The sequence below is a fragment of the Chloroflexota bacterium genome, assembly GCA_015478725.1.
In the GTDB taxonomy this organism is placed as follows: domain Bacteria; phylum Chloroflexota; class Limnocylindria; order Limnocylindrales; family CSP1-4; genus C-114.
In genome coordinates this window covers 1-12,350 of record JADMIG010000018.1, presented here as the reverse complement: position 1 = coordinate 12,350, position 12,350 = coordinate 1, and the positions used below count along the sequence as shown (strand labels likewise).

Sequence of the window (12,350 nt, the reverse complement as noted above, 5' to 3'; positions counted from 1 at the left end):
CCCAGACGAGACGCAACGAGCGCGCCCGATGCGGACGCGACGCGACGCTGCCTTCTTCCATCCGGACTGTACCGTCGGCTCCGTCGAGGTCGCCCCGAGAGGCGACCTTCGGATCTGCTGACACCCGTCGCTCGACGGGCCGCTCGTGGGCTCCCTGCGCCTGAACGCAGGACTACCACCGGTCGGGAATCTCACCCTGCCCCGAAGGCCGACCCCAATCTACCACGCACCGCTCGCGGGACGGATCTGGTCGAGCCGGCGCGAGGCTGACGCCCTGTTACGTCACGTCCCGGGACCTGACCGGTCCCTGCGAGGCCTGGCTCTCGCCGGCCAGCGACTGGATGCGCGATTTATCGCGGGACCGTGGCGATCCGAAGGCGTCGACGGCTGTTCGACGCGGAGGCCCTGCGCTCGCCAGGGTCCCTCGTGGCTCTCCACCTCTCCGCTGCGGCGGGCCTGGCCAGCAGGTATCCCTGACCGAGCCTCACCCCGAGCTCGGCGACCGTCGCCCGCTCCCCCTCTGTCTCGATACCCTCGGCGATGATGAGGCAGCCGGCAGCCTCGGCGAAATGCACGAGCCCGACGACGAGGGCCGAGCGGCTGACATCCGTGTCGACGCCGCGAACCAGCCCTGCATCGATCTTGACGAAGTCGGGCCGAAGCTCGACCAGATGACTGAAGTTCGCGATCCCCGCGCCGGCATCGTCGACCGCCAGGCGAACGTGGGAACCGAGGCGCGTCAACGCCTCACGCAACGGCGCGTAGGCGCCGATCGACTCGTGCTCGGTGATCTCGAGCACGACCGCTCGGGACGGTTCGCCAAGCAGCGGTCGAAGGGCCTCGACATCGGAGAGCAGCGTCGGCGAGACGTTGAGGCTGAGCCACGCGTTGCGCGGCAGCAGACGAGCCTCGCGAACTGCAGCCTCGAGGGTCACGCGTTCGAGCTCGATTCCCAGACCGCATTCGAGCGCTCTTGCGAATACCACGTCGGGTCGGCAACCATCATCGAACCGGGTGAGTGCCTCGAACCCGACGACCGAGCCGCTCGACAGATCGACGACCGGCTGGAAGACCGGTCGGAACGCCCGCTGCGCGATCGTCGCCTCGATCTTCCGTCGCGCCTCCGCTCGCTGTTCGCGGACGGCGAGGATGGGCGCCAGGCGGCGCTCTTCCTCTTCCTTGCGGCCGGTCACATCCCGCGCCACGGCATAGAGACGGGATCCGTCGGCCGAGGGCGTCGACGTCCATTCCAACCACCGGTAGGAGCCGTCCCGGTGGCGGTAGCGGTTCTCGAAGTTGAGGACCGTCTTGCCCTCGTCCACCTGCCGAGCAGCCTCGATGTTGGTCGCCGCCCGATCGTCGGGGTGGACGAACTCGATAAAGGGCCGCGAACGGAGCTCAGCAAGGTCGTATCCGAGCGTAGCCTGCCATGCGGGATTGAGGCGGATGAAGTACCCGTCGGCGCTCGCCGTGGCGAGCATGTCGGAGGAGACGTCGAAGAACCGGTCGCGTTCCTCGAGGGCGGCCGACCGGGCGATCTCGGTCCGTCGCGCCGACCGCGCGCTCTGCCAGATGACCGCAGTGAGGAAGACGAACGTCCCGAGCACCGTGAGGGAGGCCCCGTACCGGGCTCCGTATAGGCCCCATTCTTCGCCCTGAAGTCGAAGCCAAGACAGGGCGACCGGAGCGACAAGCGACGCGATGACAAGGCGGCGGGCGAGTCCGGCTGAGGAAGACTGACCCGCGAAGACCTCGAGTGGCCCGCCATCGGGCAGGAGAGCCATGGCGCCGATGCTCAGCACGACCATCATGACCGCCGTGTTGAGTGCCATCTGGGTATAGCCGGCGAGCAGCGATGGGGTCGCCCCCTCGAAGATGAAATCGAGGATGTTCAACAGCGCGACGATGAGCGCACCGAGCAGCAGCGCCGGCACGGCCGCGCTGGTGCGATTCCTGCTGGCGAGGAGCACCCCGGTCCCGATCAACAGGAAGCAGACGACCGTCATCGGCGACATCCGGTTCGGGTGGAGGGTCCCGATCTGCCCCGGCAGCTCCCGGAACAGCCACTGATCGATGCCCGAGTCCCGGCCGACCAGATACTGGCTGCCGACCGCGGCGCTGAGAAGCATCGCGGCGATCAACGGCGCGACCGCCAGGTGGCGCCGCCACATGCCGATCGGTCTCGTTCGAGCGAACATCCCGACGCCGAGCAGCACGAAGACCAGGGCCGTGTTGACCTTCATGGTCAACGCCCCCGGCACCAACGACTTGAGGCCGTCGATCCCCAGCCACCAGCCGAGGAGCACGATGCCCCCAACGAGGATCGACGCGGCAGCGCTGAGCCCGGCCAGATCCCTGACACCGGGTCGAGCCCCGCCGAACGAGACCCCGGTCGCGAGACGCGCGCGAACCGCCCCAGCCGAGGCATCTGGCACCCGAAGTCCCACCGATCTCATTCCCGTGCAGCGTCCGTGGAGAGCACCACGACCGGCGGAGGTGTGCCAGCGGGGCGCGACCGGCTCCCCGCGACGACGATCCGGTTGCGGCCGTCGCGTCTGTGGTTCGAGACCGCCAACGCAAGGCTCCTGCCGATCTGCAGGTCCGCCGCGGGCACCGTCAAACCGAGGGACGCCGAGGTCATGCGCACGACGCTATCGCACCGCGACGGCCTCCGTCCATGGGCCATCGGTACCGGACAGTCCCGACGGCCTGCCCTGTGGGGATCGGAGGCGCTGTTCGCTCAGGGGTCCCGCCTTGGGGGCGTCCGCCGCCGCGGGGCGGTGAGCAGGGCGAAGAGCGCGAGCACGGCGATGCCGGCGAGGAACCCGGCGAGCACGTCGCTCGGATAGTGGGCGTTGAGGGCCACCCGGGCCACGGCAACGAGGGCGACGAAGATCGTGACGGCGATCGCGAGGCCCGCCCGGGCCCAGCCCGGCAGCCCGCTCCGCCAGACGAGGAGGGCGATGATCCCGAGGATCGTGACCGCCTCGAGGACGTGGCCCGAGGGGAAGCTGTACACGACCCCCGGGACGACCGTATCGCTGCCCGGCGGCCGGGGCCGGGCGATGAGCAGCTTGACGCCCTCGCTGCCGGCCGTCACCGCCGCCAGCACGACGATAACGAGGATGCCGTCACGGCGACGATGGGCGAGGAACAGGGACAGCACGAGGCCCACCCCGATCGCGATCATCGGCAGGTTGGCGGAGTTCGAGATCAGGTTCCAGACGTCGGCGAAGCGGCCGAAGCTCCGGCCGAGGTCGAGAAGCGGCTGATCGAACGGGATGACGGTCCGGGTACCGACGAGCCCCAGGAGCAGGAGGAACCCGGCGAGGCCGATCAGCGCGATCGCGCCCCAGGCGCGGGAGACGGATCTCGAGCTCATCGGGGCACGATGACAGTGAGAGCCCCGGGCCGGATCGACACGCTGACCGGTGTCTTGCCGACGACGCTGCCATCGGTTTCGACAAGCCGGCTCGGCTCGGATTCGATCTCCACGGACCGGGCCTGGGCGCGGAACACATGACCGCCGGCGCTCTCGCCGAGATCCTTCTGCATGAGGGCCTCCCATCCTGCGAGCAGGCCCGGGATCGGCCCGGAGGCGCGGACGACGATGACGTCGAGCAGGCCGTCGTCGCCGCGGATGCGGCGACGAGGCACGACCACCGGCAGCATCCGACCGAAGTTCGCGATGAACACCTGGGCCGCCTCGGTGGTGGTGCGGACGCCGTCGATCGTGATCACATGCGGGGCGTTATGGATGTGCCCGGTCTGGCCGATCGCGTTGGCGAGATAGGCGAGCTTACCCCAGCGGATCTTCTGGCTCGTACCGGTGGCGTCCATGACCTTCGCATCGAAGCCGATGCCGCAGGCCACGGTGAAATCGTGCTCCACGCCATCGACCGTCACCCGTCCGAGGTCGATCTTCCGGAGCCGTCCGCTCAGGAGCGTGCGCGCCGCGGCGGCGGGCTCTCGCGGGATCCTGAGGTTGCCGGCAAGGAGATTCCCGGTCCCGGCCGGGACGATCCCGAGGGCCGTGCTCGTCTCCGCGAGCGACGATGCGACCTGGAGCACGGCGCCGTCCCCGCCGACCACGACGACGACATCAAGGTGCTCCTTCACCCCGTCACGGGCCAGGCGGCGAAGGTCCCGCTTGCGCTTCACCACGCGGCTCGTCACCTTCCATCCGCCATCGCGGAGCAGGCGCTCGACCTCGCCGACGACGTCGTCGATCTTCCGTCCCTTGCGAAGCCGCCCGACGACGAGGGCGTGGGTCGTCACGCGCCGTCCGCCGGCCCCGCGGCGCCGGGCCATTCCCCGTCAGCGTGGCCCGACTTCCGGTCCACAGGCGATCCTCCTCGGTTCCCTTGCGAACACGCGCATGGGTCCGGATCCCCCGGGTGGCGTGCCCGCGCTCGTTACAAACTCCTTTCAGAGTACCAAGAGACGGGGCCGGCCCGGATGCGGCCGCCGCTACACGCACGGGAAGCCTCCTGGTCGTCGAGCGTACGCTGATACGGGTCATGGACCCGGGTTCGGCGCACCCCGAACGCCGGCCAGCTTGTCGAGGAGGAGCAGACGATGACAGAGCACGCGAATGCCGAGCTGGCCCGCACGATGACCGAGGCGCTGGGTCGCGGCGACATGCGGGCGCTCGATGGGTTGATCGCCGACGATGTCGTGTGGCACGAGATCGGCCGCTCCGAGCCGCTCCGCGGCAAGGCCGCCCTGCGGGCCCAGGGACCGGGCGGGGCAGCCGACTACACGATCACCGGCAAGCTCCACGACGTGATCGCCAACGACGACCACACGATCGCGCTCGTCGAGGCGACCGCCACCCGCGGCGGCAGGACTTTCACCTACCGAACGGCCGAGATCTATCACATGAGGGAGGGCAAGATCAGCGAGCGCTGGGCGTTCTCCGACGACACGGCGGCGATCACGGCGTTCTTCAGCTGACGAAGGGCCCTCGGCGGAGCGGCCCAACCGGGCCAGCCGCTCAGAGGTCGCGGGCCGATCAGTACCGGCCAGATCGCGCTGGTGCAGGCCCTGCAGCGGGTGGCGTCGAGCGCATTCGCTTCCTTGCAGGCCGGGCACCCCTTGACCGGCGCCGTCGCCTCCTCGTGGACGAAGGCCTTGGCGATCATGTACACGACGAACGCGATCACGACGAACGTGATCACGACGTTGACGAAGTTGCCCCAGCGCAGGGCAACCTCCGTCGTCGGGTTCCCGCCGGTCGCGGCCTTCAACACGATCTTGAGCTGTCCGAAGTCGATCCCACCGAGCGCCAGGCCGATCGGCGGCATGATCAGGTCGTTGACCAGGGAGTTGACGACGTTGCCGAGCGCCACGCCGATGATCACGCCGATGGCCAACGCCATCGCGTTGGTCTTCAGCAGGAACTCGCGGAATCCCCTCATCCAGGGTCACCCCAACTGCCGGGCGGGAAGCGCTTCTGCTTCGTCGCGATGATAGGCAGGCCGGTCAAGTCGCCGGACGCTGCGTGTCGCCGACGGAGCCGGCCAGGAGGATGATCGCCTCGCGTGGGCGCAGCTGCAGCTGGTCGCCATTCGCGAGCTCGCTGGTCGTCGGCGCCTGGGTATCGAAGATCACGGTCCAACGGCGCCCCGTCCGCACCCGGAAGCTCCTCGCCGCCGGACCGAAGTTGACCGCGACGATGATCGTCTCGTCGGCCGCCGCGCGCTCGTAGGCGAACAGGTCAAGCGATCCCGAGGCCAACCGTCGGTAGGTCCCGGACTGGAGCGCCGGGTGGTGCCGACGGAGCCAGACCAGCCGGCGATAGGTGGCCAGCACGGACCATGGGTCGCGATCCTGGACGGCGACGTTCCGGGACTCGACATCCGGGGCCATGCGCAACCATGACCGGGCGGAGGAGAAACCGCCGTTCGGGCCCTCGCCCCAGGGCATCGGCGATCGTGCCTGGTCGCGATTCCACCAGGGCGCGAGGATCCGGCCGAGCCGACCGCCGCGTTTGGCCGGCGGGTCGATGATCTCCGGCCAGGGGATCGGCACGTCGCGCGCCCCGATCTCCTCACCGTAGTAGAGGAATGGCGTGCCACGGAGGGTCAGGCTGATCGTCGCGGCCGCCCGCGCGATCGCGTCACTTGTGGCCGGATCGGCTCCCGGGGCCAGGCGCGAGGCCTGCCGCGGCTGGTCGTGGTTCGAGAGCACGATCGTCGGCCAGCCTTGCGGCCCGAAGCGCTGCTCGTGCTTCTCGCTGGCCTCGGCGAATCCCTGGGCGTTCCAGCGTTGCCGGAGCAGGTCGAAATCGAAGATGAGATGTCGCGGGGCGCTCAGCCTGGAGGCCAGCGCGGGATCCGCAGAGAAGAGCTCGCCCACGGTCATCCGCTGCGGATAGGAATCCACGAGGGCACGGAACTCGACGAGGAGGTCGACCAGCTCAGGACGGTCCTTGTCGTAGAGATGGATCTGCCGATCGTACGGTCGCCGGCCCATGATCCGGCGTGGGTTCGATGGCAGATCTGCGTGCTTGAAGAAGGCGTTGAAGACGTCGAGACGGAATCCATCGACGCCTCGATCGAGCCAACCCCGAACCATCGTCAGCATCGCTGCTCGGAGTTCCCGGTTGCGCCAGTTCACGTCCGGTTGCTGCGGCAGGAACGTGTGCAGATAGAACTGGCCGCGCATCTCGTCCCAGGTCCAGGCCGAGCCTCCGAAGAACGAGACCCAGTTGTTGGGCGGGCGGAGCCGGCCGGATCGATCGCGGCGCCCATCGCGCCAGAGGTACCAGTCGCCGAACGGGCCGGACGGATCCCGGCGCGATTCCTCGAACCAGCGATGGATCGAGCTCGTGTGGTTCACCACCAGGTCGAGGACGATCCGGATGCCGCGCCGATGCGCCTCTGCGACGAGGCGGTCGAGGTCCTCGAGCGTGCCGAAGATCGGGTCGATCGCATCGTAATCGGCGACGTCGTACCCAACGTCGAATCCCGGCGACGGATGGATCGGCGAGAGCCAGATCGCATCGACGCCGAGCGACCGATCGGTGCCGTCGTTGAGGTAGTCGAGCTTCTCGATCAGCCCGGGCAGATCGCCGATGCCGTCGTCGTTGGAGTCGGCGAACGAGCGCGGGTAGACCTGGTAGACCACTCCCCGCCTCCACCAGTCGTCGCCGAAGGCGGCGCCCTCGACGGGCGGAGGGAGGGTGGTCGCCGCGGCTGTCCTGGCAGTCGGTGCGCGGCGCGGCGCCCTGGGCATGACACGACCGTCCCTTCGTCGAACCTGCGGATTGGCGCCCTGCTCGGTGCGGACCCAGCCTACGACATCGGGTTCAGGCGACGAGGGTCGGCCGCCGTCGGCCCCGTATACTCCACGCCGATGGGCACGCCCGCTGCCGCTTCCCGTGCCTGATCGCGTTCGAGTCGGCGTCCTGGGCCTCGGCGCGGTCGCCCAGGCCGTTCACCTGCCGCTGCTCGACGGCCTCGGTGACCGGTTCGGGATCACGGCCGTGGCGGACCTGTCGCCCAGGTTGGTCGAGGCGATCGGCGAGCGGTACCGGGTGCCCGCGGCCAACAGATTCGGCTCGCTGGCGGAGCTGCTCGACGCCGGTGGATTCGATGCCCTCCTCATTCTCACCTCGGGCTCCCACGGCGATGCCATCCTCGCCGGACTCGATCGGGGCGTGGCCGTCTTCGCCGAGAAGCCCATGGCGTGGACGCTTGCCGAGGCGGACACGATCGCCACCCGACTGGCCGCGGACTCGAGTCGCAGGCTCCAGGTCGGCTACATGAAGCTCTATGACCCGGCGGTCGTGGAGGGTCTCGCGGTCGCGAGCGACACCGGCCGCGTCGGGTCGGTCCGCTCGATCGAGGTCTGCGTCCTCCACCCGACCGGGGAGCGGCAGCTCGCCCATGCCCATCTCCTGCCACACGCGGGCGACATCCCCGCGGATGCCATCGCGAAGCTGCGCGATGAGCAGGATCGGCTGCGGTCGGTCGCCCTCGGACCTGCGGCCGCGGAACTCGGCCGGCTCTACTCGGACGTCCTGCTCGGGAGCATCGTTCACGAGTTGGCGCTGATCCGTGCCTTCGCCGGCGATCCGATCGGGATCGATGCCGTCGACGTGTGGCCGGCGAACCGCTGGCCGCCATCAGTCTCGATCACGGGACGCCTCCGCGGCGACGCGCGATTCGCGATCCGCTGGCACTTCCTGCCCGACTATCCGGTCTATCGCGAGGAGGTCCGCGTCGTCAGCGAGCGGGCGACGATCGAGCTCGAGTTCCCGGCGCCCTATCTGCTGCACGCCCCGACCGACCTGCGGATCGCCGAGCTTGCCGGGGGCAGCAGGCGCGATACGCGCGAACGGTCTGTCGCCGAGGCATTCGAGGAAGAGCTGCTGGCGTTCCACGCCCTGATCGTTGACGGACGCGCGCCAAAGGCCAGCGCCGTGGAGGGTCGCGCAGATATCGTGACCTCCCAGCGGATCGTGGCTCGCCATGCAGCCCAGACCGGCCTTCCGATCCAAACCGAGGCGTCACCCCTTGACTGAGCGCGCCGTCGTCCATCTCGTCCCGCACACCCATTGGGACCGCGAGTGGTACGAGCCATTCCAGACCTTCCGGATGCGACTCGTCGAACTCGTGGACCAACTCCTCGAGCGGATGGCGCAGGACCCGCGGATGCGCTTCACCCTGGACGGTCAGACGGCCACGATCGACGACTACCTCGAGGTGCGTCCGAACGCGGAGCCGCTCATCCGGCGATTGATCGCCGAGGGGCGTCTGGCGATCGGGCCGTGGCAGATCCTCATGGACGAGTTCCTGGTCTCGGGCGAGACGATCGTTCGCAACCTGGAGTTCGGCTGGGCCCGGGCCGAAGGGCTCGGTGGCGCCATGCCCGTCGGCTACCTGCCCGACATGTTCGGGCACATCGCCCAGATGCCACAGATCCTGCGGCGCGCGGGGATCGACCGGGCAGTCGTCTGGCGCGGCGTGCCCGCGGCCATCGACCGAAACACGTTCCGCTGGGCCGCGCCGGACGGCTCCGAGGTGGCGGCCGAATACCTTGTCGGCGGCTACGGCAACGGCGCCTACCTGTTCGACGTGCCCGATCTCCTCGGCTCGAAGCTGGTCGGCTACCGCGCCGCCAATGCGGGCTTCTATGGCGAACGCTCGTTCCTCGCCATGTACGGCACCGACCATGCCGTCCCCTCACCGCGTCTCGCCGACCTCGTTGATGCGGTCAACCGCGACGATGCGGAGGTCGAGGTGCGCCTCGAGACGCTGGCCGACTATGCGGCCCGACGCCCGGAGACGGACGACCGACCGACCCGGCAGTGGACCGGCGAGCTCCGCTCCGGCGCCCGGGCGAACATGCTGATGGGGGTCAGTTCGGCTCGGATCGATCTCAAGGCCGCCTGCGCCAGGGTGGAGCGCCTGCTCGAACGGTATGCGGAGCCGCTGACCGCGCTGCATGGCGGCGAATGGCCGGAGCGGCTCCTTGAGCTGGCCTGGCGGCGGGTCGTCGACAACTCGGCCCACGACTCGATCTGCGGCTGCTCCCACGATACCGTCGTGGCCCAGGTTCTCGTCCGGTTCGCGGAAGCCGAGCAGCTGGGTCGCGGGATCGTCAACGCGACCTGCCGAAGGATCGCCGCCGGTATCCCCGTCGCCAGCTGGGGGGTCGTCAACCCGTCGCCGATGCCTCGTACCGATCTCGTCGCCCTGGACGTCGCCGTTCCGGACGGAGACGAGTTGGCGTTCGCCAGCGAGGGGCAGCGGCTGGCCTTCCAGGAGCTCTCGCGGAAGGATCCGGTCATCGCGCGGATCCGGCTCCGCGGCGACGAGATCCCGGAGCTCCTGCGGCGGCGGCGGCACGGCCGCGAGATCTTCGGGCGCCAGCTGAACGGCTCGCGGTTCGAGACCGGCGGTGATGTCCCCACGATCATCCTCCTCGTCGACGATGTCGGCGAGCCACCCGAACTCGACGTGGACGAGCTCGTGGGCGGCGTCGTGACGGCCGCGGCCCGCGCGCCGGACGAGCTGTGGGAGCTGGTGGTCATGGCCCCGGACCGCCGCCGGATCCTCGTGCGCGTTCCCGCACCACCGCTCGGGTGGTCCACCGTCGACGTGGGCGGTGCGACGACCGAGCCGACATCGGACGAGGCACCCGTCGTGGCCTCTGCCCAGGCGCTCTCCAATGGCCTGCTCGAGCTGAGCGTCGAGGCGGACGGAACGATCCGTCTCCGTGGTGGCGGATCCGAGCTGGTCGGCGTCGGGCGCATCGTCGACGGCGGGGAGTTCGGCGACAGCTACAACTACGGGCCGCCGGTCACCGACCGGCTGGTCCAGGCACCGCTGGCCGTCTCGATCGAGCGGACCATCGACGGGCCGCTCCTCGGCGAAGTCGTCGTCCGGCGCCGCTACGACTGGCCGCTCGCCGTGGAGCCGGCGGGCTCGGCCCGAACCGGCGCCACGGTCGAGACGGAGGTGACGACCAGGCTCGAGCTCCGAGCCGGCGAGTCGTTCGTGCGGGTCCGCATCGAGTTCGAGAATCGCTCACGGGATCACCGGCTGCGCTGGCACATCCCGCTCCCATCACCGGCCACGACCTCGGCCGCCGAGGGGCAGTTCGCCGTCGTGGAACGCGCTCTCACGATGGAGGGCGGGCACGGCGAGGTGCCGCTGCCGACCTACCCGGCGCGGGGCTTCGTCCATGCTGCCGGGGTGACGGTCCTGCTCGACCATCTGACCGAGTATGAGCTGGTCGATGGCGGTCGTGAGCTGGCGCTCACGGTGCTGCGTTCGTTCGGATCGATCAGCCGCAATGCGAACCCGTTCCGGGAGGACCCGGCTGGCCCCGAGATCCCCGTGCCCGATGCGCAGCGGCTCGGCCCCTGGGGCTTCGGGTTCGCCATCCTCCCCCATGCCCTCGGCTGGTCGGAGGCTGGCGTCCTGCTCGCAGCAGAGCGCTACCAGCACCCGCTGGTGGCCGTGCGCGGCACGGCGCGCGCCGCGGCACCCGGGACGAGCGGTGCGGCCGGGCTCAGCATCGAAGGGTCCGGTGTCGTTCTCAGCGCCCTCAGGCGTCGCGGCGACGGGCTGGAGCTTCGGCTCGTCGCCGAGCACGCGTCACCGACCGAGGCGATCGTCCGGGGGGACTTCCGCGAGGCGTGGGCCGTCGATCTGCTCGGTCGGGTGGGCGCTCCCCTGCGCTGCGCCGAATCGCTGCTGCGACTGCCGATGGGCGCCTGGGAAATCGCCACCGTCCGCCTGCGCTGAGGACCGCTCGATTGGACACGCCCGGCCCCCCCACCCCGGATCTGCGGTCACGGCTCAGGCGCTCGGGAGACGCCCTGCGCGAGACGTCGATCGGGACCGTGCCGATCCTCTGGAACAGCGTCGACGTCGGGGAGCCCCTGCCGGGCACGAGCGCGGCGACGATCCTCGACGAGATCGCGCGGCTCGGCTACGAGGGGACCCAGTTGGGTACGGGCTTTCCCGAGGGCAAGGAGCTGCGGACAGCCCTGGCGGCGCGCGGCCTCCGGCTGGCCGAGGTGTACGCCGCCCTGCCGGCGACCTCCGACGGGCTGGCGAAGGATGCCCTGGCCCTCGGGCGCGAGCGGCTGCGCCTGCTCCACGAGGGCGGGGGCGACGTGCTCTGCGTGGCGCTCGACGGTTCTGCCGACCGCGACGAGCGAGCCGGCCGTGCGAATCAGCCGGGCACACCCCGCCTGTCGGATACAGCCTGGCGGGGACTCGCGACGGCGTTGCACACCCTCGCCGACGAGACGATCGAGCGAGGTCATCGGCTGGCCTTCCATCCCCACGCCGCGACGCTCGTGGAGACGCCCGAGGAGGTCGACCGCCTCGTGGCGGAGACGGACGGAGCACGGGTGGGCATCTGCCTCGACGTCGGCCACCATCTCGTCGGCGGCGGCGATCCGGTGGACGCGCTCCGTCGGCTCGGCGCCCGGGTCACCCACGTCCACCTGAAGGACGTCGATCCGGACGTGCTCGCGGATCTGCGCAGCGGCGCGCTGAGCGGACTCCGCCGGGCGGTCGAGGCTCGCATCTTCACCGAGCTCGGATCGGGAGCCCTCGATCTGCCCGGATGCCTGCGCGTCCTCGCGGAGCGCCGCTATGCCGGCTGGCTCATGGTCGAGCAGGACAGCAGCTGGTCGCCACCATCGGAGGCGGCCGCGATCGGGCGCCGCGTCCTCGCATCGATGCTCACCGTCGTCGGGTCGGAACCGCTGAACACGGAACCGATCACATGAAATCGATTACGCATTGACAGCGAACTGGAGCGAGCCCTAGTGCGCCGTCTCAAGAATGGCTCGACAACGCCCGACCTTGGCCAGGATCGCC

Annotated in this window: 9 protein-coding genes and 1 riboswitch; of the genes, 4 read left to right on the top strand and 5 right to left on the bottom strand. The window is 69.9% G+C overall.

Annotation, left to right across the window (positions count from 1 at the left end; translation table 11 throughout):
* Positions 1-45 precede the first annotated feature (45 nt).
* A riboswitch (FMN riboswitch) is annotated at positions 46-213 on the bottom strand.
* A gap of 137 nt (positions 214-350) precedes the next feature.
* The 3 genes from IVW53_11065 to IVW53_11055 form a co-directional block, all read right to left on the bottom strand.
* Positions 351-2,435 (bottom strand): EAL domain-containing protein, encoded by a 2,085-nt coding sequence (locus IVW53_11065; protein MBF6606110.1) that lies wholly within the window; start codon positions 2,433-2,435, stop codon positions 351-353.
* A gap of 305 nt (positions 2,436-2,740) precedes the next feature.
* Entirely contained in the window at positions 2,741-3,382 is a 642-nt protein-coding gene (locus IVW53_11060; GenBank protein MBF6606109.1) for a phosphatase PAP2 family protein, read from the bottom strand.
* Positions 3,379-4,278, bottom strand: coding sequence for an NAD(+)/NADH kinase (locus tag IVW53_11055; GenBank protein MBF6606108.1), 900 nt, complete (start codon positions 4,276-4,278; stop codon positions 3,379-3,381). Before IVW53_11055 ends, IVW53_11060 begins: the two co-directional genes overlap by 4 nt.
* Positions 4,279-4,578: 300 nt before the next feature.
* Here IVW53_11055 and IVW53_11050 point away from each other — a divergent pair, with 300 nt between their 5' ends.
* The gene (locus IVW53_11050) at positions 4,579-4,956 is read left to right on the top strand and encodes a nuclear transport factor 2 family protein (protein MBF6606107.1); all 378 of its coding nucleotides are present in this window, start codon (positions 4,579-4,581) and stop codon (positions 4,954-4,956) included.
* Here the strand turns inward: IVW53_11050 and mscL are convergent.
* Positions 4,878-5,420: a large conductance mechanosensitive channel protein MscL gene (mscL, locus tag IVW53_11045; GenBank protein ID MBF6606106.1), complete on the bottom strand. Its 543-nt coding sequence runs from the start codon at positions 5,418-5,420 to the stop codon at positions 4,878-4,880. The two genes, IVW53_11050 and mscL, sit on opposite strands and share 79 nt — an antisense overlap.
* A gap of 64 nt (positions 5,421-5,484) precedes the next feature.
* Positions 5,485-7,239, bottom strand: coding sequence for an alpha-glucosidase (locus IVW53_11040; GenBank protein MBF6606105.1), 1,755 nt, complete (start codon positions 7,237-7,239; stop codon positions 5,485-5,487).
* 145 nt (positions 7,240-7,384) lie between these two features.
* Between IVW53_11040 and IVW53_11035 the strand changes: the two genes are divergently transcribed.
* The 3 genes from IVW53_11035 to IVW53_11025 are packed head-to-tail and all read left to right on the top strand — an operon-like array spanning position 7,385 to position 12,259.
* Positions 7,385-8,530, top strand: a complete 1,146-nt coding sequence (locus IVW53_11035) for a Gfo/Idh/MocA family oxidoreductase (protein MBF6606104.1) — start codon at positions 7,385-7,387, stop codon at positions 8,528-8,530.
* Positions 8,478-11,261 carry an alpha-mannosidase gene (locus tag IVW53_11030; GenBank protein ID MBF6606103.1) on the top strand — a complete coding sequence of 928 codons (2,784 nt, stop codon included), beginning with the start codon at positions 8,478-8,480 and terminating at the stop codon, positions 11,259-11,261. The genes IVW53_11035 and IVW53_11030 overlap by 53 nt, the downstream gene beginning before the upstream one ends.
* Positions 11,262-11,272: 11 nt before the next feature.
* Entirely contained in the window at positions 11,273-12,259 is a 987-nt protein-coding gene (locus tag IVW53_11025) for a TIM barrel protein (protein ID MBF6606102.1), read from the top strand.
* Positions 12,260-12,350 lie beyond the last annotated feature (91 nt).